22 protein-coding genes are annotated in these 24813 nt (G+C 55.0%); 21 read left to right on the top strand and 1 reads right to left on the bottom strand.

What is annotated here, in order from left to right; all coding sequences use genetic code 11:
* Positions 1–72 precede the first annotated feature (72 nt).
* Positions 73–159: a leu operon leader peptide gene (gene leuL / locus AB6V08_RS08255; RefSeq protein WP_368542306.1), complete on the bottom strand. Its 87-nt coding sequence runs from the start codon at positions 157–159 to the stop codon at positions 73–75.
* Positions 160–799: 640 nt separating this feature from the next.
* On the opposite strand from leuL, the gene leuO reads away from it, so the two are divergent.
* The 21 genes from leuO to secM all read left to right on the top strand — a co-directional run bounded on the left by leuO (position 800) and on the right by secM (position 24759).
* Entirely contained in the window at positions 800–1744 is a 945-nt protein-coding gene (leuO, locus tag AB6V08_RS08250) for a transcriptional regulator LeuO (RefSeq protein ID WP_368542305.1), read from the top strand.
* 378 nt (positions 1745–2122) lie between these two features.
* On the top strand, positions 2123–3847 hold the full coding sequence (gene ilvI, locus AB6V08_RS08245) for an acetolactate synthase 3 large subunit (protein WP_368542220.1): 1725 nt from the start codon (positions 2123–2125) through the stop codon (positions 3845–3847).
* A 1-nt stretch (position 3848) separates the two neighbouring features.
* Positions 3849–4340 carry an acetolactate synthase small subunit gene (gene ilvN, locus AB6V08_RS08240; RefSeq protein ID WP_368542219.1) on the top strand — a complete coding sequence of 164 codons (492 nt, stop codon included), beginning with the start codon at positions 3849–3851 and terminating at the stop codon, positions 4338–4340.
* A gap of 179 nt (positions 4341–4519) precedes the next feature.
* The gene (cra, locus tag AB6V08_RS08235) at positions 4520–5524 is read left to right on the top strand and encodes a catabolite repressor/activator (protein ID WP_014068891.1); all 1005 of its coding nucleotides are present in this window, start codon (positions 4520–4522) and stop codon (positions 5522–5524) included.
* 603 nt (positions 5525–6127) lie between these two features.
* Positions 6128–6586: a division/cell wall cluster transcriptional repressor MraZ gene (mraZ, locus tag AB6V08_RS08230; protein WP_368542218.1), complete on the top strand. Its 459-nt coding sequence runs from the start codon at positions 6128–6130 to the stop codon at positions 6584–6586.
* Positions 6587–6588: 2 nt separating this feature from the next.
* Positions 6589–7530, top strand: coding sequence for a 16S rRNA (cytosine(1402)-N(4))-methyltransferase RsmH (rsmH, locus tag AB6V08_RS08225; protein ID WP_014068893.1), 942 nt, complete (start codon positions 6589–6591; stop codon positions 7528–7530).
* Positions 7527–7892 carry a cell division protein FtsL gene (ftsL, locus tag AB6V08_RS08220; RefSeq protein ID WP_333043329.1) on the top strand — a complete coding sequence of 122 codons (366 nt, stop codon included), beginning with the start codon at positions 7527–7529 and terminating at the stop codon, positions 7890–7892. Before rsmH ends, ftsL begins: the two co-directional genes overlap by 4 nt.
* Positions 7893–7907: 15 nt before the next feature.
* Entirely contained in the window at positions 7908–9674 is a 1767-nt protein-coding gene (locus AB6V08_RS08215; protein ID WP_368542217.1) for a peptidoglycan glycosyltransferase FtsI, read from the top strand.
* A complete protein-coding gene (gene murE, locus AB6V08_RS08210; protein WP_368542216.1) occupies positions 9661–11148 on the top strand; it encodes a UDP-N-acetylmuramoyl-L-alanyl-D-glutamate--2,6-diaminopimelate ligase in 1488 nt (495 codons plus the stop codon). Before AB6V08_RS08215 ends, murE begins: the two co-directional genes overlap by 14 nt.
* Positions 11145–12503: a UDP-N-acetylmuramoyl-tripeptide--D-alanyl-D-alanine ligase gene (gene murF / locus AB6V08_RS08205; protein ID WP_368542215.1), complete on the top strand. Its 1359-nt coding sequence runs from the start codon at positions 11145–11147 to the stop codon at positions 12501–12503. The genes murE and murF overlap by 4 nt, the downstream gene beginning before the upstream one ends.
* Positions 12497–13579 carry a phospho-N-acetylmuramoyl-pentapeptide-transferase gene (mraY, locus tag AB6V08_RS08200; RefSeq protein ID WP_008501985.1) on the top strand — a complete coding sequence of 361 codons (1083 nt, stop codon included), beginning with the start codon at positions 12497–12499 and terminating at the stop codon, positions 13577–13579. Before murF ends, mraY begins: the two co-directional genes overlap by 7 nt.
* 2 nt (positions 13580–13581) lie before the next feature.
* Positions 13582–14898 carry a UDP-N-acetylmuramoyl-L-alanine--D-glutamate ligase gene (murD, locus tag AB6V08_RS08195; protein ID WP_368542214.1) on the top strand — a complete coding sequence of 439 codons (1317 nt, stop codon included), beginning with the start codon at positions 13582–13584 and terminating at the stop codon, positions 14896–14898.
* Positions 14898–16142, top strand: a complete 1245-nt coding sequence (gene ftsW, locus AB6V08_RS08190; protein ID WP_368542213.1) for a cell division protein FtsW — start codon at positions 14898–14900, stop codon at positions 16140–16142. Before murD ends, ftsW begins: the two co-directional genes overlap by 1 nt.
* The gene (gene murG / locus AB6V08_RS08185; protein ID WP_368542212.1) at positions 16139–17203 is read left to right on the top strand and encodes an undecaprenyldiphospho-muramoylpentapeptide beta-N-acetylglucosaminyltransferase; all 1065 of its coding nucleotides are present in this window, start codon (positions 16139–16141) and stop codon (positions 17201–17203) included. The genes ftsW and murG overlap by 4 nt, the downstream gene beginning before the upstream one ends.
* A 58-nt stretch (positions 17204–17261) precedes the next feature.
* Positions 17262–18737 (top strand): UDP-N-acetylmuramate--L-alanine ligase, encoded by a 1476-nt coding sequence (gene murC / locus AB6V08_RS08180; protein ID WP_368542211.1) that lies wholly within the window; start codon positions 17262–17264, stop codon positions 18735–18737.
* Positions 18730–19650 carry a D-alanine--D-alanine ligase gene (locus tag AB6V08_RS08175; RefSeq protein ID WP_368542210.1) on the top strand — a complete coding sequence of 307 codons (921 nt, stop codon included), beginning with the start codon at positions 18730–18732 and terminating at the stop codon, positions 19648–19650. The genes murC and AB6V08_RS08175 overlap by 8 nt, the downstream gene beginning before the upstream one ends.
* Before the next feature lies 1 nt (position 19651).
* Positions 19652–20494 carry a cell division protein FtsQ gene (ftsQ, locus tag AB6V08_RS08170; RefSeq protein ID WP_368542209.1) on the top strand — a complete coding sequence of 281 codons (843 nt, stop codon included), beginning with the start codon at positions 19652–19654 and terminating at the stop codon, positions 20492–20494.
* The gene (gene ftsA / locus AB6V08_RS08165) at positions 20491–21747 is read left to right on the top strand and encodes a cell division protein FtsA (protein ID WP_010426970.1); all 1257 of its coding nucleotides are present in this window, start codon (positions 20491–20493) and stop codon (positions 21745–21747) included. The genes ftsQ and ftsA overlap by 4 nt, the downstream gene beginning before the upstream one ends.
* A gap of 61 nt (positions 21748–21808) precedes the next feature.
* On the top strand, positions 21809–22960 hold the full coding sequence (ftsZ, locus tag AB6V08_RS08160) for a cell division protein FtsZ (protein ID WP_131633946.1): 1152 nt from the start codon (positions 21809–21811) through the stop codon (positions 22958–22960).
* Between the two features lie 101 nt (positions 22961–23061).
* Positions 23062–23979, top strand: a complete 918-nt coding sequence (lpxC, locus tag AB6V08_RS08155) for a UDP-3-O-acyl-N-acetylglucosamine deacetylase (RefSeq protein WP_368542208.1) — start codon at positions 23062–23064, stop codon at positions 23977–23979.
* A gap of 276 nt (positions 23980–24255) precedes the next feature.
* Positions 24256–24759, top strand: coding sequence for a secA translation cis-regulator SecM (gene secM, locus AB6V08_RS08150; protein ID WP_368542207.1), 504 nt, complete (start codon positions 24256–24258; stop codon positions 24757–24759).
* Positions 24760–24813: the final 54 nt, after the last annotated feature.

Raw genomic sequence — 24813 nt, 5'->3', positions numbered from 1 at the left:
CTTAGGGCGCCTTGCTACGAGCATAAAAAAACCCGCGCAGTGGCGCGGGTTCTTAGTCTTACTGGTGACGATTCAACGCTGAATTTCGCCCGCCAGCCTACCGCGCACAGAGGATGCGTTTAGTAGTAGTAGGCTGGTGAAACGAATGGTGCGAATCATGAATCGTGCTCCAGATGAATGCGATATGCTTTTAGTGGTACTTGATACGAAGATTCATGTCAACCCCCGCTCCGGAAAAAGGCCATCAATTCGTCGCGATCTCGTTCTTTTAACTTTAGCTTATTGTGCTGGTTTTTACTTTCACCAGCAGGTTAATTATCTTTTTTTGGACTGAGTATTCACGAGTGGAATAAACTAAAAACAACTGGTATCAATTGAACATATAAATTGGTTTGACAACGTTTTAAATTAAATGCTTTTGAATTCATTAATTTATAACTATGCTGAATGATGAACCCGCGCGAAGTCTTTAGTATTTGAAAATAAGATGTTAATGATTTTGAGTGGTTCAGGGTTAATAGTTTAATAATACTTAAGTCATCATTAACCAGACAGGCGATTGTTTATTTGTTTGGTTTATGGTTTCATTTCCATCACTAATGTTAGACGTATCATTTGATCTGAATTTATCCTCATCAGGATATGAAGCTTAACGCATTCATTTGCGGATAAGCGTTCTTTATGTATTCTGAATTTTATATATTTCTCTTTCGCTGCTTCTATATGCATGGTAAATCATATTTTTCGATGTTCTTGCAGCACTTGGTTAAGGGAGTTTAGAGTGACAGTCGAGTTAAATATGTCAAAAAATAATATTAAACAACCTCAAATTCATGATGGGGTTAAACCCCAGTTACGCACAGTAGATCTCAATCTGTTAACCGTGTTTGATGCGGTGATGCAGGAACAGAATATTACTCGGGCAGCTCACTCTCTCGGTATGTCTCAGCCTGCGGTCAGTAATGCAGTGTCCAGACTTAAGGTGATGTTTAACGACGAATTATTTGTTCGCTATGGCAGGGGTATCCAGCCAACGGCGCGTGCGTATCAGTTGTTTGGGTCTATCCGTCAGGCGCTGCAATTAGTGCAAAATGAACTGCCTGGTTCCGGATTTGAACCGTTAAGCAGTGAGCGTGTTTTTAATCTTTGCGTATGCAGTCCGCTGGATAATTATTTGACCTCGGTGATTTACAAAAAAGTTGAAGAAATTGCACCTAATATTCATCTTGCATTTAAATCATCCTTAAATCAGAACACCGAGCATCAGCTTCGCTATCAGGAAACTGAGTTTGTTCTGGGATATGAGGAATTCCGTCGTCCTGAATTCTCCTGTGTTCCGCTTTTTAAAGATGAAATGGTGTTAGTTGCCAGTAAAAAACATCCGCGAATGAATTCGCCGCTGCGTGAAAGCGATGTTTATAACGAGCAACATGCTGTTGTTTCCCTCGACAGATATGCATCCTTCAGCCAGCCATGGTACGACACCGCCGATAAGCAGGCCTGTGTTGCCTATCAGGGGATGGCAATGGTAAGCGTGTTAAATATTATCTCTCAAACGCAGCTGGTGGCTATTGCACCGCGTTGGTTAGCAGAAGAGTTTGCTGAACAACTTGATCTTCAGGTGCTGCCATTACCATTGAAGCTGAATAGCCGCACTTGCTATCTTTCCTGGCACGAAGCGGCGGGCCGGGATAAAGGGCATCAGTGGATGGAAGAATTACTTATCAGCGTTTGTCGCCGATAATCCAGTCGGGATGAATCGTTATCTTACATACGGTTTATCCCGCTTTTTTATCGTGTTCTGACATTTTATTCTGCGTGCATTTTTTTCGAGTGTCGTTTCGCTCTCAAAAATAGATGATTTCCTGATTCCGCTCTTTTTTAAACGATCAATTATCAACGCATCCTCTTATTCCAGACGAATCCACCACTTCACCTCGTCATGCGTGTTTATTCTGCTTTACTCACCCTCTGCATCACCCGGTTTGCCAATTGCCTGCCTCATAGCGAGCGGTTAAGGTAAGTGACACTCTGCAAATAATAAGATTGGGTCGGCCCGATCGTAAGACGGCGCGGAAATGAATTCGGCGATCTGTCTATAACAAAAGCCTGGAGGCAAAGCATGGAGATGTTGTCTGGCGCGGAAATGGTCGTCCGATCGCTTATCGATCAGGGCGTAAAGCAGGTATTCGGCTATCCGGGGGGCGCGGTTCTTGATATCTATGACGCGCTACACACGGTCGGCGGCATTGATCATGTTCTGGTTCGCCATGAACAGGCAGCCGTGCATATGGCTGACGGGCTGGCTCGCGCAACGGGTGAAGTGGGCGTTGTGCTGGTGACCTCCGGCCCGGGCGCGACGAACGCAATCACCGGTATTGCGACCGCCTATATGGACTCTATTCCGCTGGTTATCCTCTCCGGACAGGTCGCGACCTCGCTGATTGGCTATGACGCCTTCCAGGAGTGCGACATGGTGGGGATTTCCCGTCCCGTGGTAAAACACAGCTTCCTGGTGAAGCAAACCGAAGACATCCCCGGGGTGCTGAAAAAAGCATTCTGGCTGGCATCGAGCGGTCGCCCTGGCCCCGTAGTGGTCGATCTGCCAAAAGACATTCTGAATCCGGCGAATAAATTGCCTTACGTCTGGCCCGATTCGGTCAGTATGCGTTCCTATAATCCCACAACTCAGGGACATAAAGGCCAGATCAAGCGCGCCCTCCAGACGCTGCTGGCGGCGAAAAAGCCGGTTGTGTATGTCGGTGGCGGTGCTATTGCCTCCGCCTGCGAAGGGCAGCTTCGCACGCTTATTGAGAAATTAAATCTTCCTGTCGCCTCTTCATTAATGGGGCTGGGGGCGTTCCCGGCGACCCATCGTCAGGCGCTCGGCATGTTGGGTATGCACGGCACCTATGAAGCCAACATGACGATGCATAACTCGGACGTGATTTTTGCCGTCGGCGTGCGCTTTGACGATCGCACGACCAACAACCTGGCGAAGTACTGTCCGAACGCGACGGTGCTGCACATCGATATCGACCCGACGTCTATTTCCAAAACCGTTGCCGCCGATGTGCCGATTGTGGGCGATGCGCGTCAGGTGCTGGAGCAAATGCTTGACCTGCTGACGCAAGAGACAACGTCGCAGCCGCTGGACGATATCCGCGACTGGTGGCAGCAAATCGAGCAATGGCGGGGGCGTCACTGCCTCAGCTACGATACCCAGAGCGAGCACATCAAACCGCAGGCGGTGATCGAGACTATCTGGCGTCTGACCAAAGGCGAGGCGTACGTCAGCTCCGACGTGGGCCAGCACCAGATGTTCGCCGCGCTCTATTATCCGTTCGACAAACCGCGCCGCTGGATTAACTCCGGTGGTTTAGGAACCATGGGTTTCGGCCTGCCCGCCGCGCTGGGCGTGAAGCTGGCGCTGCCAAATGAAACCGTGGTGTGCGTGACCGGCGATGGCAGTATCCAGATGAACATCCAGGAACTTTCCACCGCGCTGCAATACGAGCTGCCCGTTCTGGTGCTGAACCTGAACAACGGCTATCTCGGCATGGTGAAGCAGTGGCAGGACATGATCTACTCCGGCCGCCATTCCCAGTCCTATATGACCTCGCTGCCGGACTTTGTCCGTCTGGCCGAAGCCTACGGGCATGTCGGGATGCGCATCAGTTCTCCGGCGGAGCTGGAAACGAAACTCGGCGAAGCGCTTGAGCACGTTAAAAACAATCGCCTGGTCTTTGTCGATGTCATCGTAGACGGTGCAGAGCACGTTTACCCGATGCACATTCGCGGCGGCGGAATGGATGAAATGTGGTTAAGCAAAACGGAGAGAACCTGATATGCGCCGGATATTATCTGTATTACTGGAAAACGAGTCGGGCGCATTGTCTCGCGTCATCGGGCTGTTTGCTCAGCGTGGCTATAACATCGAAAGCCTGACCGTGGCGCCAACTGACGATCCTACGCTTTCGCGAATGACGATCCAGACCGTGGGTGATGCCAAGGTGCTCGAGCAGATCGAAAAGCAGCTGCATAAGCTGGTTGATGTTCTGCGCGTGAGCGAGCTGGGGCAGGGGGCGTATGTCGAGCGAGAGGTGATGCTGGTGAAAATCCAGGCCAGCGGCTACGGCCGTGAAGAGGTCAAACGCAACACCGATATCTTCCGCGGGCAGATTATTGACGTTACGCCTTCTATATATACCGTGCAGCTTGCAGGAACGAGCGATAAGCTGGATGCTTTCCTGGCATCGGTTCGCGATGTCGCAAAAATTGTTGAGGTAGCGCGCTCGGGCGTCGTCGGGCTTTCCCGCGGCGAGAAAATCATGCGCTAGCTGTCAAAAAGGTTCGCCTCTTTCTGCCCGGTCACCAAAGCCGGGCTTTTTTTTGCGTAATCGACCGATAACGCAGATAAAAGCGGTTGCCGCGAGGCCTATTCTGCGTTTAGATGTTAAAAGATTTAACCATAACCTTGACAGGGCCATGGACTCTTTTCTTTTTTTAAGGGGCAATTGTGAAACTGGATGAAATCGCCCGGCTCGCCGGCGTGTCACGAACTACGGCGAGCTATGTGATTAACGGTAAAGCAAAGCAGTACCGTGTCAGCGATAAGACCGTTGAAAAAGTTATGGCGGTAGTTCGTGAACACAACTACCATCCGAATGCTGTCGCAGCCGGTTTACGTGCCGGGCGCACCCGCTCAATAGGCCTGGTTATTCCCGATCTGGAAAACACCAGCTATACCCGCATCGCCAACTACCTTGAACGCCAGGCTCGCCAGCGCGGCTATCAGCTGCTGATTGCCTGCTCTGAAGATCAGCCCGACAACGAGATGCGCTGTATCGAACATCTGCTTCAGCGTCAGGTCGATGCCATCATCGTTTCAACCTCATTACCGCCAGAACATCCTTTCTACCAGCGTTGGGCGAACGATCCGTTCCCGATCGTGGCGCTCGACCGCGCGCTGGATCGCGAGCACTTCACAAGCGTGGTGGGTGCCGATCAGGATGACGCCGAAATGCTGGCGGCCGAGCTAAGAACTTTCCCAGCCGAAACGGTACTTTATCTGGGCGCGCTGCCGGAGCTTTCAGTCAGTTTCTTGCGCGAGCAAGGGTTCCGCACCGCGTGGAAAGACGATCCGCGCGAGGTGCACTACCTGTATGCCAATAGCTACGAGCGCGAAGCGGCGGCGCAGCTGTTCGAGAAGTGGCTCGAAACGCACCCGATGCCGCAGGCGTTGTTTACCACTTCCTTCGCGCTGCTGCAGGGCGTAATGGATGTCACCCTGCGCCGCGACGGCAAGCTGCCTTCGGATCTGGCGATCGCCACGTTTGGGGATAACGAACTTCTCGATTTCCTTCAGTGCCCGGTTCTCGCCGTCGCCCAGCGCCATCGCGATGTTGCCGAGCGCGTGCTGGAGATCGTCCTCGCAAGCCTTGATGAGCCGCGCAAGCCGAAACCGGGTCTTTCGCGCATCAAACGCAATCTTTATCGCCGCGGAATTCTCAGCCGCCATTAATGAAATAGCCCAGGGGTCGTGAAAACGGCCCTGCATTTTGAGGCTTGCTTCATATGAATAATTCCCGGATTAAAATTAGGATAATTCCTGAGAATGGATAGCCTGCTATTTTTCCTAATTGATTCTGGCTTTTAAATTGCCTTTAAAATCCCCTTTAAACGATTTATAAACACCTTCTTTGTATTATTTTGTTACAAAGGCCATTCTAACGATGAATAATCAGGCGTTTTTTCAGGAATGCATCCACTCCGCACGGAGGCTTGCACGCTCTGGTGCCGTCATGATGAAACTGGCGCTGTTATCCCCTGAGAATATGTCTTAAAATGCCGCCCGCGTCGCAAACTGACACTTTATATTTCCCTGCGATGATATTGAGTGGTTTTTAACGGCAGTGTGCATATTGGTTTTTTTCTTACAAATATTCATGACGTTAATTTGCCTCGCCAGTTGTGCAGTAATTAATCAAGCCGGGATATATCCACGAATAGAGGGCTTTCGGGTTCATAGAGAGAGAGTCCTGGCTTGACAAGCTTTTCCCTCGCTCCGTAAACTCCTTTAGGTGGGAATTTGTGGGTTAAAGTGGTGAGGAGGGGTGAGGCTGGCATGTTCCGTGGAGCAACGTTAGTCAATCTCGACAGCAAAGGGCGTTTATCGGTACCAACCCGATACCGCGACCAGCTGATCGAGAACGCTTCAGGTCAAATGGTCTGCACCATTGACATTAACCACCCCTGCCTGCTGCTTTACCCCCTGCCTGAATGGGAAATTATCGAGCAAAAGCTGTCGCGACTGTCGAGCATGAACCCGCAGGAACGCCGCGTACAGCGGCTGTTATTGGGACATGCCAGTGAATGTCAGATGGATAACGCCGGGCGAATACTGATAGCGCCTGTGTTGCGGCAACATGCCGGTCTGACAAAAGAAGTGATGCTGGTCGGCCAGTTCAACAAGTTTGAACTGTGGGATGAAACGGCCTGGTATCAACGGGTCAAGGAAGATATCGACGCTGAGCAGTCTGATTCCGCATTGTTGTCGGAACGGCTGCAGGACTTGTCTCTATAAATATGATGGAAAATTATAAACATACAACGGTGCTGCTGGATGAGGCCGTCAACGGTCTGAATATTCGTCCGGACGGCATCTACATTGATGGCACTTTTGGTCGCGGTGGCCACTCGCGTTTGATCCTCTCCCAGCTTGGAGCGGAAGGACGTCTGCTGGCAATCGATCGTGACCCGCAGGCGATTGCCGTTGCGCAAACCATCGATGACCCACGCTTTTCCATCGTGCATGGACCTTTCTCCGCGCTGGCTGATTATGTCGCCGAGCGCGGCCTGACGGGCAAGATCGACGGAATCCTTCTCGATCTTGGCGTTTCCTCACCTCAACTTGATGATGCAGAACGCGGTTTCTCCTTCATGCGTGACGGACCGCTGGACATGCGTATGGATCCTACGCGCGGTCAATCGGCCGCGGAGTGGCTGCAAACTGCGGACGAAGCGGATATCGCCTGGGTGATCAAAACCTTTGGCGAAGAGCGCTTTGGCAAACGTATTGCCCGCGCCATCGTTGAGCGTAACCGAATTGAACCGATGACACGCACCAAAGAGCTGGCAGAGGTTATCGCGGCGGCAACGCCGGTCAAAGATAAACACAAACATCCCGCGACCCGTACCTTCCAGGCGGTGCGCATTTGGGTAAACAGTGAACTGGAGGAAATAGAGCTGGCGCTAAAAAGCTCGCTCGACGTGCTGGCCCCGGGTGGGCGGTTATCCATCATCAGCTTCCATTCGCTGGAAGACCGTATTGTGAAGCGCTTTATGCGTGAACAAAGCCGCGGTCCTCAGGTTCCTGCGGGGTTGCCGATGACGGAAGAACAACTCAGGAAGCTGGGTGGCCGTCAGCTGCGAGCATTAGGCAAGTTGATGCCGGGCGAAGAAGAGGTGGCAGAGAATCCACGTGCCCGTAGTTCAGTGCTGCGAGTTGCAGAGAGGACGAACGCATGATCGGCAGAGTGACAGAGACCCTAAGCAAAGTTAAGGGATCGTTAGGAAGCAACGAGCGCCATGCCTTGCCTGGCGTGATCGGCGACGATCTTTTGCGGTTTGGGAAGCTGCCACTCTGCTTGTTCATTTGCATCATTGTGACGGCAGTAACGGTGGTCACGACGGCCCACCACACACGTTTATTAACTGCGCAACGCGAGCAGATGGTTCTGGAACGCGATGCGCTGGATATTGAATGGCGAAATCTGATCCTTGAAGAAAACGCGCTCGGCGATCACAGCCGGGTTGAACGGATCGCAACGGAAAAGCTGCAACTGCAGCATGTTGATCCTTCACAGGAAAATATCGTAGTACAAAAATAAGGGAAAACGCGACGCATGAGAGCAGCGGCAAAAACGCAAAAACCAAAACGTCAGGAAGAGCAGGCCAACTTTATCAGTTGGCGTTTTGCGTTGCTGTGCGGCTGTATTTTACTGGCACTGGGTTTCCTGCTGGGACGCGTCGCCTGGCTGCAGATCATCGCCCCGGACATGCTGGTGCGTCAGGGGGATATGCGTTCTCTGCGCGTTCAGGAAGTCTCCACGTCCCGCGGCATGATTACCGACCGTTCTGGTCGTCCGCTGGCGGTGAGCGTGCCCGTGAAGGCCATCTGGGCAGACCCGAAAGAGCTGCACGATGCGGGCGGTATCACCCTCGATAACCGCTGGAAAGCGCTGGCTGATGCCCTGAAAATGCCGCTGGACCAGCTCGCCTCTCGCGTTAACGCTAACCCGAAAGGGCGCTTTATCTATCTGGCGCGTCAGGTTAACCCTGATATGGCCGACTACATCAAAAAGCTCAAGCTGCCGGGCATTCATTTGCGTGAAGAATCTCGCCGCTATTACCCTTCAGGCGAAGTAACCGCTCACCTCATCGGCTTCACCAACGTGGATAGCCAGGGGATTGAAGGCGTTGAGAAGAGCTTCGATAAATGGCTCACCGGCCAGCCGGGCGAGCGTATTGTGCGTAAAGACCGCTATGGCCGCGTGATTGAGGATATCTCTTCCACCGACAGCCAGGCCGCGCACAACCTTGCCCTGAGCATTGACGAGCGCCTGCAGGCGCTGGTCTATCGCGAACTGAACAACGCCGTGGCCTTTAACAAGGCTGAATCAGGCAGCGCCGTGCTGGTGGATGTCAGCACCGGCGAAGTGCTGGCGATGGCGAACAGCCCGTCCTACAACCCGAACAACTTCACCGGCACCGCCAAAGACGCGATGCGTAACCGGGCGATCACCGACGTGTTCGAACCGGGTTCAACCGTGAAGCCAATGGTAGTGATGACTGCGCTCCAGCGCGGCATCGTGAATGAAAGTACCGTTCTGAATACGATCCCTTACCGAATTAACGGCCACGAAATCAAAGACGTGGCGCGTTACAGCGAATTGACCCTGACCGGGGTCTTGCAGAAGTCGAGTAACGTCGGTGTTTCAAAACTGGCGTTAGCGATGCCGTCCTCAGCGTTAGTAGAGACTTACTCACGTTTTGGGCTTGGAAAGGCGACCAATTTGGGGTTGGTCGGAGAACGCAGTGGCTTATATCCTCAAAAACAACGGTGGTCTGACATAGAGAGGGCCACCTTCTCTTTCGGCTACGGGCTAATGGTAACACCGTTACAGTTGGCGCGAGTCTACGCAACGATTGGCAGCTATGGCGTGTATCGCCCGCTGTCAATTACCAAGGTTGATCCACCTGTTCCGGGGGAGCGTATCTTCCCGGAATCTATCGTTCGTACCGTAGTTCATATGATGGAAAGCGTGGCACTGCCCGGCGGCGGTGGCGTGAAGGCGGCGATTAAAGGCTATCGCATCGCCATCAAAACCGGTACGGCGAAAAAAGTGGGGCCGGACGGCCGCTATATCAACAAATACATTGCCTATACCGCAGGCGTTGCGCCTGCCAGCAATCCGCGTTTTGCGCTGGTGGTCGTTATTAACGATCCACAGGCGGGTAAATACTACGGCGGCGCCGTTTCTGCGCCTGTGTTCGGCGCCATCATGGGCGGCGTGTTGCGCACCATGAACGTTGAACCGGATGCGCTGGCAACGGGCGAAAAAAGTGAATATGTAATTAATCAAGGCGAGGGTACAGGTGGCAGATCGTAATTTGCGCGACCTTCTCGCTCCGTGGGTGCCAAATGCACCGGAGCGAGCACTGCGAGAGATGGTACTGGACAGCCGTGCGGCTGCTTCTGGCGATCTTTTTGTAGCGGTGGTCGGTCATCAGGCGGACGGGCGTCGTTATATCCCGCAGGCGATTGCGCAAGGTGTAGCTGCCATTATTGCTGAGGCAAAAGATGAGGCAACCGACGGTGAAATCCGTGAAATGCACGGTGTGCCGGTCATTTATCTCAGCCAGTTAAGTGAGCGTCTTTCCGCGCTGGCGGGACGTTTTTATCACGAACCTTCCGACCAGTTACGTCTGATTGGCGTAACCGGAACCAACGGTAAAACCACCACCACGCAGCTGATGGCGCAGTGGGCGCAGCTGCTGGGTGAAACCGGTGCGGTCATGGGCACCGTGGGTAACGGCCTTCTGGGCAAAGTAAACCCAACGGAAAACACCACCGGCTCGGCGGTAGACGTGCAGCATGTTCTGGCGGGTCTGGCAGAGCAGGGCGCGACCTTTGCCGCAATGGAAGTCTCTTCTCACGGGCTGGTGCAGCACCGCGTGGCTGCGCTGAAGTTCGCGGCCTCTGTGTTTACCAACCTGAGCCGCGATCATCTTGATTATCATGGCGATATGGAGCACTACGAAGCCGCGAAATGGCTGCTCTATTCCACGCACCACTGCGGTCAGGCGATTATCAACGCCGACGACGAAGTGGGCCGCCGCTGGCTGGCAAAACTGCCGGATGCCGTGGCGGTATCCATGGACGATCGTATTAACCCGAACTGCCACGGCCGCTGGCTGAAGGCGGTTGAGGTGAATTATCACGACAGCGGGGCGACCATTCGCTTTACCTCGTCGTGGGGCGACGGTGAAATTGAAAGCCGCCTGATGGGCGCATTTAACGTCAGCAACCTGCTGCTGGCGCTGGCAACGCTGCTGGCGCTGGGCTATCCGCTGGCCGAACTGCTGAAAACTGCCGATCGTCTGCAGCCGGTTTGCGGCCGTATGGAAGTGTTCAGCGCGCCGGGCAAACCGACCGTGGTTGTTGATTACGCCCACACGCCGGACGCGCTGGAAAAAGCGCTGGAAGCGGCGCGTCTGCACTGCGCGGGCAAACTCTGGTGCGTATTCGGCTGCGGCGGCGATCGCGATAAAGGCAAGCGTCCGCTGATGGGCGCCATTGCCGAACAGTTCGCGGATATTCCGGTTGTGACCGACGACAACCCGCGTACCGAAGAGCCGCGCGCCATTATTAACGACATTCTGGCAGGAATGCTGGACGCGGGTCGCGCGCGCGTGGTGGAAGGCCGAGCGGAAGCCGTGACCAACACCATCATGCAGGCGCAGGAGAACGACGTGGTTCTGCTGGCTGGTAAGGGCCATGAGGACTATCAGATTGTCGGCAACCGTCGTCTGGATTACTCCGACCGCGTGACCGCAGCCCGTCTGCTGGGAGTGGTGGCATGATTAGCATTACGCTGAACCAGGCCGCTCAGGTCTTACAGGGTACGCTGCATGGTCAGGATCTGACCATCGATGCCGTCACCACCGACACCCGCAAAATCACCGCCGGCTGCCTGTTTGTGGCGCTGAAAGGTGAGCGTTTTGATGCGCACGATTTTGTGGTGCAGGCCAAAGACAACGGCGCGGGCGCGCTGCTGGTCAGCCGCAAGCTCGATATCGACCTGCCGCAAATCGTGGTGAAGGATACGCGTCTGGCGTTTGGCGAGCTGGCGGCATGGGTTCGTCAGCAGGTGCCAACTCGCGTAGTTGCTCTGACGGGGTCTTCGGGCAAAACGTCGGTCAAAGAGATGACCGCCGCCATCCTGAGCCAGTGCGGGAATACGCTTTATACCGCAGGCAATCTCAATAATGACATTGGCGTGCCGATGACATTACTTCGCCTGACCAAAGAACATGAGTTTGCCGTGATCGAGCTGGGCGCTAACCACCAGGGCGAAATCGCCTGGACCGTGAGCCTGACTCGCCCGGAAGCCGCGCTGGTGAACAACCTGGCGGCGGCGCATCTGGAAGGTTTTGGCTCGCTGGAAGGCGTGGCGAAAGCGAAAGGGGAAATCTATACCGGCCTCCCTGCCGACGGCATTGCCATTATGAATGCCGACAATAACGACTGGCTGAACTGGCAGAGCATTATTGGCTCCCGTAAAACCTGGCGCTTTTCACCGAATGCGGCCAACAGCGATTTTACGGCGACCAATATCCACGTGACTTCGCACGGTACGGAATTCACGCTCAATACCCCAACGGGCGGCATTGATGTGCTGCTGCCGCTGCCGGGGCGTCACAACATCGCTAACGCGCTTGCCGCTGCCGCGCTGTCGATGGCGGTGGGTGCGGGCCATGAGGCGATTAAAACCGGGCTGGCCAATCTGAAGGCCGTGCCGGGGCGTCTGTTCCCCATCCAGCTGGCGGAAAACAAGCTGCTGCTGGATGACTCATACAACGCCAACGTCGGCTCAATGACCGCCGCGGTGCAGGTGCTCTCAGAGATGCCGGGCTATCGCGTAATGGTTGTCGGTGATATGGCAGAGCTCGGCGACGAAAGCGAAGCCTGCCATACCCAGGTGGGGGACGCTGCCAAAGCGGCGGGCCTTGACTGCGTTCTGAGCGCAGGAAAACTGAGCCAGGCCATCAGCCAGGCGAGCGGCGTGGGCGAGCACTTTGCCGATAAAGCTTCACTTATTGAACGTCTTAAGACGTTAATTGCCGAAAAACAAATTGTGACGGTGTTAGTTAAAGGTTCACGCAGTGCCGCCATGGAAGAGGTTGTGCACGCATTACAGGAGAACGGGACATGTTAGTTTGGCTGGCCGAACATTTGGTCAAATATTATTCAGGCTTTAACGTCTTTTCCTATCTGACGTTTCGCGCCATCGTCAGCCTGCTGACCGCGCTGTTCATCTCTTTGTGGATGGGCCCGCGCATGATTGCCCGTTTACAAAAGCTCTCTTTCGGCCAGGTCGTGCGTAACGACGGTCCGGAATCGCACTTCAGCAAGCGCGGCACGCCGACCATGGGCGGGATTATGATCCTGACCGCGATTGTGGTTTCCGTGCTGCTGTGGGCATACCCGTCTAACCCGTATGTCTGGTGCGTGCTGACCGTGCTGGTCGGCTACGGCATCATCGGGTTTGTCGATGATTACCGCAAAGTGGTGCGTAAAGACACCAAAGGCCTGATTGCCCGCTGGAAATACTTCTGGATGTCGGTGATTGCGCTGGGCGTCGCGTTTGCGCTCTACCTCGCAGGGAAAGACACGCCAGCCACCGAGCTGGTTGTGCCGTTCTTCAAGGACGTGATGCCGCAGCTGGGGCTGTTCTACATCCTGCTGGCCTACTTCGTCATCGTCGGGACCGGCAATGCCGTGAACCTGACGGACGGTCTGGACGGCCTGGCGATTATGCCGACCGTCTTCGTGGCTGCGGGCTTTGCGCTGGTGGCCTGGGCGACCGGTAACATGAACTTTGCTAACTACCTGCACATTCCGTATCTGCGCCACGCGGGCGAGCTGGTGATCGTCTGTACGGCAATCGTCGGGGCAGGGCTTGGCTTCCTGTGGTTTAACACCTATCCGGCTCAGGTCTTCATGGGTGACGTCGGCTCTCTGGCGCTGGGCGGCGCGCTGGGCATCATTGCCGTACTGCTGCGTCAGGAGTTCCTGCTGGTGATTATGGGCGGCGTGTTTGTGGTTGAAACCCTGTCGGTGATCCTGCAGGTCGGCTCCTTCAAGCTGCGCGGTCAGCGCATCTTCCGTATGGCGCCGATTCACCACCACTATGAACTGAAAGGCTGGCCGGAACCGCGCGTCATTGTGCGCTTCTGGATTATTTCGCTGATGCTGGTGCTGATTGGCCTGGCAACGCTGAAGGTACGTTAATCATGGCAGATTACCAGGGTAAAAAAGTCGTTATCATCGGGTTGGGCCTCACCGGCCTTTCCTGCGTGGACTTTTTCCTCGCGCGCGGCGTGACGCCTCGCGTGATGGATACGCGTGTCTCTCCGCCGGGTCTGGATAAGCTGCCAGAATCGGTAGAACGCCACCTTGGTGGTCTGAACGATGACTGGCTGCTGGCGGCCGATCTGATTGTCGCCAGCCCGGGCATGGCGCTGGCCCATCCTTCGCTGAGCGCGGCGGCGGATGCCGGGGTTGAAATCGTTGGTGACATCGAGCTGTTCTGCCGCGAAGCGCAGGCGCCCGTCATTGCGATTACCGGCTCTAACGGGAAAAGCACCGTTACCACGCTGGTGGGTGAAATGGCCCAGGCCGCGGGCAAAAACGTTGGCGTTGGCGGGAACATTGGCCTGCCGGCGTTAATGCTGCTCGATAAGGGCTGCGAGCTGTACGTGCTGGAACTTTCAAGCTTCCAGCTTGAGACAACCTCCAGCCTTCATGCGGCGGCGGCGACGATCCTGAACGTGACCGAAGATCATATGGATCGCTATCCGTTTGGCCTTCAGCAGTACCGCGCGGCCAAGCTGCGGGTGTACGAAAATGCCAAAGTCTGCGTGGTCAACGCCGACGATGCGCTGACCATGCCGGTTCGCGGTGCCGACGAGCGCTGCGTCAGTTTTGGTATCACCATGGGTGACTATCATCTGAACCGTCAGCAGGGCGAAACCTGGCTGCGCGTGAAGGGTGAGAAAGTGCTGAACGTGAAAGAGATGAAGCTTACCGGGCAGCATAACTACACCAACGCCCTGGCGGCGCTGGCGCTGGCGGATGCCGTTGGCCTGCCGCGCTCCTCAAGCCTGAAGGCGCTGACGACCTTTACCGGCCTGGCGCACCGTTTCCAGCTGGCGCTGGAGCACAACGGCGTGCGCTGGATCAACGACTCGAAAGCCACCAACGTCGGGAGCACAGAAGCTGCCCTGAACGGTTTGCACGTTGATGGCACGCTGCATCTGCTGCTGGGCGGCGACGGTAAATCTGCCGATTTCTCCTCGCTGAAGCGCTATCTCAGCGGTGACAACATCCGCCTGTACTGTTTCGGTCGCGACGGCGCCGAGCTGGCAGAGCTGCGCCCGGACATTGCCGAACAGACCGAGACCATGGAACAGGCGATGCGGCTTATTGCCCCGCGCGTGAAGCCGGGCGATATGGTGCTGCTTTCCCCTGCCTGCGCCAGCCTCGATCAGTTCAAGAATTTCGAACAGCGGGGTGATGTCTTTACCCGCCTGGCGAAGGAGTTAGGCTAATGCGTTTATCTCTCCCTCGCCTGAAAATGCCGCGCTTGCCAGGATTTGGGATCCTGGCGTGGCTGTTTACGGCGCTGAAAGGCTGGGTGATGGCTTCGCGGGATAAAGATTCCGATAGCCTGATCATGTACGACCGCACGCTGTTCTGGTTGACCATGGGACTGGCGGCGATCGGCTTTATTATGGTGACCTCGGCATCCATGCCCGTCGGGCAACGACTGGCGAATGACCCGTTCCTGTTTGCCAAACGTGATGGCCTGTATATCATTCTGGCGTTCTGCCTGGCGATGGTGACCCTGCGTCTGCCGATGGCCTTCTGGCAGCGCCACAGCACCGCGATGCTGATTGCCTCCATCATCATGCTGCTGATCGTGCTGGTGGTGGGGAGCTCGGTAAACGGGGCATCACGCTGGATTGCGTTTGGCCCGCTGCGTATTCAGCCTGCTGAATTCACAAAGCTTTCCCTGTTCTGCTATCTCGCCAACTACCTGGTGCGTAAGGTTGATGAAGTGCGTAATAACCTGCGCGGCTTCTTAAAACCGATGGGCGTGATTCTGGTGCTGGCGGTGTTACTGCTGGCGCAGCCTGACCTCGGTACGGTGGTTGTACTCTTCGTTACCACGCTGGCGATGCTGTTCCTGGCGGGGGCGAAGCTGTGGCAGTTCATCGCCATCATCGGCATGGGGATTTCCGCAGTGGTGCTGCTGATCCTCGCCGAGCCTTATCGTATCCGCCGCGTGACCTCTTTCTGGAACCCGTGGGAAGATCCGTTCGGCAGCGGCTACCAGCTGACCCAGTCGCTGATGGCCTTTGGCCGTGGTGAAGTCTGGGGGCAGGGCCTAGGCAACTCGGTGCAAAAACTCGAATATTTACCTGAAGCGCACACTGACTTCATCTTCTCCATTATTGCGGAGGAACTGGGTTATATCGGTGTGGTACTTGCGCTTTTAATGGTATTCTTCGTGGCTTTCCGTGCTATGTCGATTGGCCGGAAAGCGCTGGAGATCGATCACCGCTTCTCAGGTTTCTTAGCCTGCTCAATTGGTATTTGGTTCAGCTTCCAGGCACTGGTAAACGTAGGGGCCGCAGCGGGTATGCTGCCGACCAAGGGCCTGACGTTGCCGTTAATCAGTTATGGTGGTTCCAGTCTTCTGATCATGTCGACGGCCATCATGTTGTTGTTACGTATAGATTATGAAACGCGTCTGGAGAAAGCTCAGGCGTTTACACGAGGTTCACGATGAATCAACCGAAGCGGTTAATGGTGATGGCAGGCGGTACCGGAGGACACGTGTTCCCGGGGCTGGCCGTTGCGCACCATTTAATGGATCAGGGCTGGCAGGTACGCTGGCTTGGAACCGCCGATCGCATGGAAGCCGATCTAGTGCCGAAGCACGGTATCGACATTGATTTTATCCGTATTTCAGGTTTACGCGGAAAAGGGATCAAGGCGCAGCTCCTTGCGCCGGTGCGTATTTTTAACGCCTGGCGTCAGGCTCGCACCATTATGAAGCGCTTTAAACCTGATGTGGTATTAGGCATGGGTGGCTATGTCTCTGGCCCGGGCGGGCTGGCTGCGTGGTCGCTGGGTATTCCGGTTGTGCTGCACGAGCAGAACGGTATTGCCGGGCTGACCAATAAATGGCTGGCGAAGATCGCCACCAAGGTGATGCAGGCATTCCCCGGCGCGTTTCCGAAAGCGGACGTCGTGGGGAACCCGGTGCGCGTAGACGTACTGGCATTGCCTCTTCCCGATGCGCGTCTGGCTGGGCGTGAAGGCCCGGTGCGGGTGCTGGTTGTGGGCGGCTCTCAGGGTGCCCGCATTTTGAACCAGACTATGCCGGACGTCGCGGCGAAGCTGGGCGATGCCGTAACCATCTGGCATCAAAGCGGTAAAGGCGCTCAGCAGACGGTTGAGCAGGCGTATGCCGACGCGGGTCAGCCGCAGCATAAAGTCACCGAATTTATCGACGACATGGCGGCAGCCTATGCCTGGGCCGATGTCGTTGTTTGCCGTTCAGGCGCGTTGACGGTGAGCGAGATCGCCGCGGCGGGTTTGCCGGCGCTGTTTGTGCCTTTCCAGCACAAAGACCGACAGCAGTATTGGAACGCGCTGCCGCTTGAGAAAGCGGGCGCCGCGAAAATATTCGAGCAGCCACAATTTACCGCCGATGCGGTCGCCACCACCCTGGCGGGCTGGAACAGAGAAGCATTGCTGGAGATGGCACAGCGCGCGCGCGCGACCGCTATCCCGGATGCGACAGAGCGGGTGGCAAATGAAGTGAGCCTGGCAGCCCAGGCTTAACCCTCGCAGCGCGTGTTGCGCTGCACGATTTTTTGAAGTAGTCGATGGCGTTTAGAGAATGAATACACAACAACTGGCGAAACTGCGTTCAATCGTGCCCGAGATGCGTCGCGTCCGGCACATTCACTTTGTCGGCATCGGTGGTGCTGGCATGGGCGGTATTGCCGAAGTGTTAGCTAACGAAGGTTACCAGATCAGCGGTTCTGACCTGGCGCCAAACCCTGTTACGCAGCAGTTGACGTCGCTTGGGGCGACTATCTATTTCAACCATCGCCCGGAAAACGTGCGCGATGCGAGTGTTGTTGTGGTGTCCAGCGCCATCTCCGCGGATAACCCGGAAATCGTTGCGGCCCATGAAGCGCGTATCCCGGTGATCCGCCGCGCTGAGATGCTGGCTGAACTGATGCGCTTCCGTCACGGTATCGCCGTGGCCGGAACCCACGGTAAAACCACGACCACGGCAATGGTGTCCAGCATTTATGCCGAAGCTGGCCTGGATCCGACCTTCGTTAACGGCGGTCTGGTGAAGGCGGCAGGCGTTCATGCGCGCCTGGGGCACAGCCGCTATCTGATTGCGGAAGCGGATGAGAGCGACGCGTCGTTCCTGCACCTGCAGCCGATGGTGGCCATTGTCACCAACATCGAAGCCGACCACATGGATACTTACCAGGGCGACTTCGAGAATCTGAAGCAGACCTTCATCAACTTCCTGCACAACCTGCCGTTCTACGGGCGCGCGGTGATGTGCGTTGACGATCCGGTGATCCGCGAGCTGCTGCCGCGCGTCGGTCGTCAAATCACCACTTACGGCTTTAGCGAAGACGCTGACGTCCGCGTGGAAGAGTACAAACAGATTGGCGCGCAGGGGCATTTCACCCTGGCGCGTCAGGATAAAGAACTGCTGCACGTGACGCTCAATGCGCCAGGTCGCCATAACGCCCTGAACGCGGCGGCAGCGGTTGCGGTGGCAACCGAAGAAGGTATTGAAGACGAAGCTATCCTGCGTGCGCTGGAAAGCTTCCAGGGAACGGGCCGTCGCTTCGACTTCCTCGGGGAATACCCGCTGGAAGAAGTGAACGGTAAAGCGGGCAGCGCGATGCTGGTTGATGACTATGGTCACCACCCAACGGAAGTCGACGCGACGATCAAAGCAGCCCGCGCGGGCTGGCCTGAGAAGAATCTGGTGATGATCTTCCAGCCGCACCGCTTCACCCGTACCCGCGACCTGTATGACGATTTCGCAAGCGTGCTCTCTCAGGTAGACACGCTGCTGATGCTCGACGTTTACTCTGCAGGTGAAACCCCGATCCCGGGCGCGGATAGCCGTTCACTGTGCCGTACCATTCGTGGTCGCGGTAAAGTTGACCCTATTCTGGTGTCCGATCCTGCCGAGGTGGCCGCAATTTTGGCGCCGGTGCTGACGGGTAACGATTTGATTCTGATTCAGGGTGCGGGAAATATCGGCAAAATCGCCCGTACCTTAGCTGAAATCAAACTGAAGCCGCAAACTCCAGAGGAAGAGCGCCATGGCTGATAAGATTGCGGTCCTGTTCGGCGGGACATCCGCTGAACGTGAAGTTTCGCTGAATTCTGGCGCTGCCGTGCTGGCGGGCCTGCGTGAAGGCGGTGTGGATGCGCACCCGGTCGATCCAAAAGAGGTCGACGTCACCCAGCTTAAAGCAATGGGCTTCGACAAAGTCTTTATCGCCCTGCACGGTCGCGGCGGTGAAGACGGCACGCTGCAAGGGCTGCTGGATTTAATTGGTATGCCGTATACCGGCAGCGGCGTGATGGCGTCCGCTATCTCTATGGATAAACTGCGCAGCAAACTGCTGTGGCAGGGCGCGGGCTTGCCCGTTGCTCCTTGGGTTGCCCTGACGCGTCGCGAGTTTGAATTAGGCCTTTCGGATAGCGTTAATGCGCGCATTGCCGAACTGGGTTTACCGGTTATTGTGAAACCGAGCCGTGAAGGGTCGAGCGTTGGAATGTCGAAGGTCGATAAAGCGCAGGATTTATCTCCCGCTTTAGCGCTGGCATTTCAACATGATGAAGAAGTTCTGATTGAAAAATGGCTCAGCGGGCCGGAATTTACCGTCGCGATGCTTGGCGAAGAAATTTTACCGTCAATTCGTATCCAACCCGCCGGAACCTTCTATGATTATGAGGCGAAGTATCTCTCTGATGAAACGCAATATTTCTGCCCAAGTGGTCTTGAAGCAGAACGCGAATCAGATTTACAGTCTTTGGTCCTCAAAGCCTGGAATGTTCTGGGTTGCCGCGGCTGGGGGCGCATTGATGTGATGCTCGACAGCGACGGACAATTTTATCTGCTGGAAGCCAATACTTCTCCTGGCATGACCAGTCACAGCCTTGTGCCGATGGCTGCGCGTCAGGCGGGAATGAGCTTCTCGCAATTAGTCGTACGTATTCTGGACCAGGCGGGCTGATATGTCTCAGGCTGCATTGAACACGCGCAACCGCGAAGACGAAGAAGAATATTCTTCTTCACGGCGGAGTAATGGAACGCGTCTTGCAGGGATTATTTTCCTGCTCGGTGTGCTGTGTACCGTGTTTATCAGCGGCTGGATGGTGCTGGGCTGGATGGAAGATGCGCAACGTTTACCGCTTTCTAAGCTGGTGGTAACCGGGGAGCGCCACTACACCCGCAACGACGATATTCGTCAGTCGATTCTGGCTCTGGGATCGCCTGGAACCTTTATGACCCAGGACGTCAATATTATCCAAAGCCAGATCGAACGTCTGCCGTGGATAAAACAGGCGAGTGTAAGAAAGCAATGGCCTGATGAATTGAAGATTCATCTGGTTGAATATGTGCCCATTGCGCGTTGGAATGATCAGCACATGGTAGACGTAGACGGAAATTCCTTCAGCGTCCCAAGCGATCGCGTCAGCAAGCAAAATTTACCGATGTTGTACGGCCCGGAAGGTAGCGAAAACGAAGTCTTACAGGGTTTCCGCGATATGGGGCAAGTGCTGGCTAAGGACAGGTTCACGTTAAAAGATGCAGCAATGACGGCGCGCCGTTCATGGCAGCTCACGTTAACGAACGGCATTAAGCTCAACCTTGGCCGCGGCGACACGATGAAACGTCTGGCGCGATTTGTAGAACTTTACCCAGTTTTACAGCAACAGGCGCAGACCGATGGCAAACGGATAAGCTACGTTGATTTGCGTTATGACTCAGGCGCAGCAGTCGGTTGGGTGCCGGCTCCGGTCGAAGAACCTAATCAGCAACAGAATCAGGCACAGGTACAGGCAAAACAACAATGATCAAGGCGACGGACAGAAAACTGGTAGTTGGACTGGAGATTGGCACCGCGAAGGTTGCCGCTTTAGTAGGGGAAGTTCTGCCCGACGGTATGGTCAATATCATTGGCGTGGGCAGTTGCCCGTCACGTGGTATGGATAAAGGTGGGGTAAACGACCTTGAGTCGGTGGTGAAATGCGTTCAGCGCGCCATCGATCAGGCTGAATTGATGGCAGATTGCCAGATTTCATCTGTCTATCTGGCCCTTTCTGGCAAGCATATTAGCTGCCAGAACGAAATCGGTATGGTGCCGATTTCAGAAGAAGAAGTGACGCAGGAAGACGTTGAAAATGTGGTGCATACGGCGAAGTCCGTGCGTGTGCGCGATGAACATCGTGTGCTGCACGTTATTCCGCAGGAGTATGCAATCGACTATCAGGAAGGGATCAAGAACCCGGTCGGTCTTTCCGGCGTGCGTATGCAGGCAAAAGTGCACTTGATCACATGTCACAACGATATGGCGAAGAACATTGTAAAAGCCGTTGAACGTTGTGGCCTGAAAGTTGACCAACTCATTTTCGCCGGTCTGGCCGCAAGCTATTCCGTGCTGACCGAAGATGAACGTGAACTCGGCGTCTGTGTGGTCGATATTGGTGGTGGTACTATGGACATGGCCGTTTATACCGGCGGTGCCCTGCGCCATACCAAAGTGATCCCTTACGCAGGGAACGTGGTGACCAGCGATATCGCTTATGCCTTTGGTACGCCGCCGAGCGATGCAGAGGCAATCAAAGTGCGCCACGGCTGTGCGCTGGGCTCTATCGTTGGCAAAGATGAGAGCGTTGAAGTGCCAAGCGTTGGTGGTCGTCCGCCGCGCAGCCTGCAACGTCAGACGCTGGCAGAGGTCATTGAGCCGCGCTACACCGAGCTGCTCAACCTCGTCAACGAAGAAATTTTGCAGTTACAGGAACAGCTTCGCCAGCAGGGTGTGAAACATCATCTCGCGGCGGGGATTGTATTAACCGGCGGTGCAGCGCAAATTGAAGGTCTTGCTGCTTGCGCGCAGCGCGTGTTCCATACGCAGGTTCGTATTGGCGCACCGCTGAATATTACCGGTTTAACGGATTATGCCCAGGAGCCGTATTATTCAACGGCTGTCGGGTTGCTTCACTACGGGAAAGAGTCCCATTTGAGTGGTGAAGCCGAAGTGGAAAAACGCGTATCGGTGGGGTCGTGGGTCAAACGACTCAACACCTGGTTGCGAAAAGAGTTTTAATTTTTTTAAGAGACCGGAGAGAATTAGCGGTCTCGGGCGACAGGCACAACGGAGAGAAACTATGTTTGAACCAATGGAATTAACCAACGACGCGGTGATTAAAGTCATCGGCGTCGGTGGCGGCGGCGGTAACGCCGTAGAGCATATGGTGCGTGAACGTATCGAAGGTGTTGAATTCTTTGCGGTTAACACCGATGCTCAGGCACTGCGTAAAACGGCGGTTGGCCAGACTATTCAGATCGGTGGCGGCATCACCAAAGGTCTGGGAGCAGGGGCTAATCCGGAAGTCGGCCGCAATGCAGCCGAAGAAGACCGTGAAGCACTGCGTGCGGCACTGGAAGGTGCGGACATGGTCTTCATCGCAGCAGGTATGGGCGGCGGTACGGGTACCGGTGCAGCACCTGTTGTGGCAGAAGTAGCAAAAGATTTGGGTATTCTGACTGTTGCTGTCGTGACTAAGCCGTTCAACTTTGAAGGCAAGAAGCGTATGGCGTTCGCAGAGCAGGGTATCACCGAGCTGTCCAAGCATGTGGACTCTCTGATTACTATCCCGAACGACAAGTTACTGAAAGTTCTGGGCCGCGGTATTTCTCTGCTGGACGCCTTTGGCGCAGCAAACGACGTACTGAAAGGCGCAGTGCAGGGTATCGCCGAGCTGATTACCCGTCCTGGCCTGATGAACGTTGACTTTGCAGACGTTCGCACCGTGATGTCCGAAATGGGCTACGCGATGATGGGCTCTGGCGTGGCGAGCGGTGAAGACCGTGCAGAAGAAGCGGCTGAAATGGCTATCTCTTCTCCACTGCTGGAAGATATCGATCTGTCTGGCGCGCGCGGCGTGCTGGTCAACATTACCGCTGGCTTCGACCTGCGTCTGGATGAGTTCGAAACCGTGGGTAACACCATCCGTGCGTTCGCATCCGACAACGCGACGGTGGTAATCGGTACTTCACTTGATCCAGAAATGAACGACGAACTGCGTGTGACTGTTGTTGCCACCGGTATCGGCATGGACAAACGTCCTGAGATCACCCTGGTAACCAATAAACAGACTCAGCAGCCGGTGATGGATCGTTACCAGCAGCACGGTATGGCTCCGCTGACCCAAGAGCAGAAACCGGCCGCGAAAGTGGTTAACGACACAACTCCGCAAACGGCGAAAGAGCCAGATTATCTGGACATCCCAGCGTTCCTGCGTAAGCAAGCTGATTAAGAATTGGCTGGAATTTGGGGATTTTCGCTCTTTGTGCTAAACTGGCCCACCGATAGTGATATACACTCTCGGTTGGATAGTTAATTTGGCGAGATTATACGATGATCAAACAAAGGACACTTAAACGTATCGTTCAGGCGACTGGCGTCGGTTTGCATACCGGCAAGAAAGTCACCCTGACGCTGCGCCCTGCGCCGGCCAATACCGGGGTCATCTATCGTCGCACCGACTTGAATCCACCGGTAGATTTTCCGGCCGATGCCAAATCTGTGCGTGATACTATGCTCTGTACTTGCCTGGTGAACGAGCATGACGTGCGGATTTCTACCGTAGAGCACCTGAACGCCGCCCTGGCGGGTCTGGGTATCGACAACATCGTTGTTGAAGTCGATGCACCAGAAATCCCGATTATGGATGGTAGTGCTGCTCCGTTCGTGTATTTGCTGCTGGACGCTGGCATCGAAGAACTGAACTGCGCGAAGAAATTTGTTCGCATCAAAGACACTGTTCGCGTTGAAGACGGCGACAAGTGGGCTGAATTCAAACCGTACAATGGTTTCTCGCTGGACTTTACCATCGACTTTAACCATCCGGCGATTGATGCCAGCACCCAGCGCTACGCGATGAACTTCTCTGCGGATGCGTTCATGCGCCAGATCAGTCGTGCCCGTACTTTCGGCTTCATGCGTGATATCGAATATCTGCAGTCCCGCGGCCTGTGCCTGGGCGGTAGCTTCGATTGTGCCATCGTTGTTGACGATTATCGCGTACTGAACGAAGACGGCCTGCGTTTTGAAGATGAATTCGTGCGTCACAAAATGCTGGATGCAATCGGCGACCTGTTCATGTGTGGTCACAATATCATTGGTGCATTTACCGCGTTTAAATCCGGTCATGCGCTGAACAACAAACTGTTGCAGGCCGTCCTGGCAAAACAGGAAGCCTGGGAATATGTGACCTTCGAAGACGAAGCAGAACTGCCGCTGGCGTTCAAAGCACCAAGCATGGTTCTGGCGTAACGGTTTAACCGTTTCGTAAAAAAAGACTGGTTCACCTGGTACTCTCTCCGGCCAGGGTAGCCAGTCTTTTTTATTTTTATCTCTCTGACTTTCGTACCAGTTTTACCGATCGCCTGCCAGTCGTAGAAAATCTGCGCGTTAGCTGCATTCTTGACCGTTTTTCCCCGCTGTAATACGTCATTCCTGCTGCTGTGCTATGGCTTTAGTGGTAATATCTGGGCGCTAAAAAGAATAACTGAACTCAGCCTGACACGGCTGGCTTATCGGGTGGAGCAAGTGAGCGGAATACTGACGCGCTGGCGACAATTTGGCAGACGTTACTTCTGGCCGCATCTCTTATTAGGGATGGTCGCGGCGAGTCTCGGCTTGCCTGTGCTCAGCAACAGCGCGGAAGCGGCGACGCCGACAAAGACCACTTCCACCAAACACGATCTCTCCACGCGGGTTAACTTTACTAACCTCGCATTGCTGGAAGCCAATCGCCGCCCGAATTTTTCGGTGGACTACTGGCACCAGCACGCTATCCGCACCGTTATCCGTCACCTTTCCTTTGCAATGGCGCCGCAGGCGATGCCCGTTGCAGAAGAGACGCTGCCGGTTCAGGCGCAGCATCTTGCGCTGCTGGATACGCTCAATGCTCTGCTGACCCAGGATACACAGCCGCCTGTCGTCGTTCGTCAGCTGGCGAAAACCGATGTTGTCCCGCCTTCAACGTTTATCGTATCGACCTGGATTAGCCAGGTTCACGGCATCCGTGCCGGGCCTCAACGCCTCAGCTAAATTAACGCTTTTTCAATACCTTAATTTATCTGCCCATCTGGGGCGTTTGAGAAT

The sequence above is a fragment of the Enterobacter soli genome, assembly GCF_964208575.1.
GTDB lineage: Bacteria > Pseudomonadota > Gammaproteobacteria > Enterobacterales > Enterobacteriaceae > Enterobacter > Enterobacter soli_A.
Note: the sequence above shows the minus strand (reverse complement) of the source record. Positions and strands in the feature narration are given on the sequence as shown.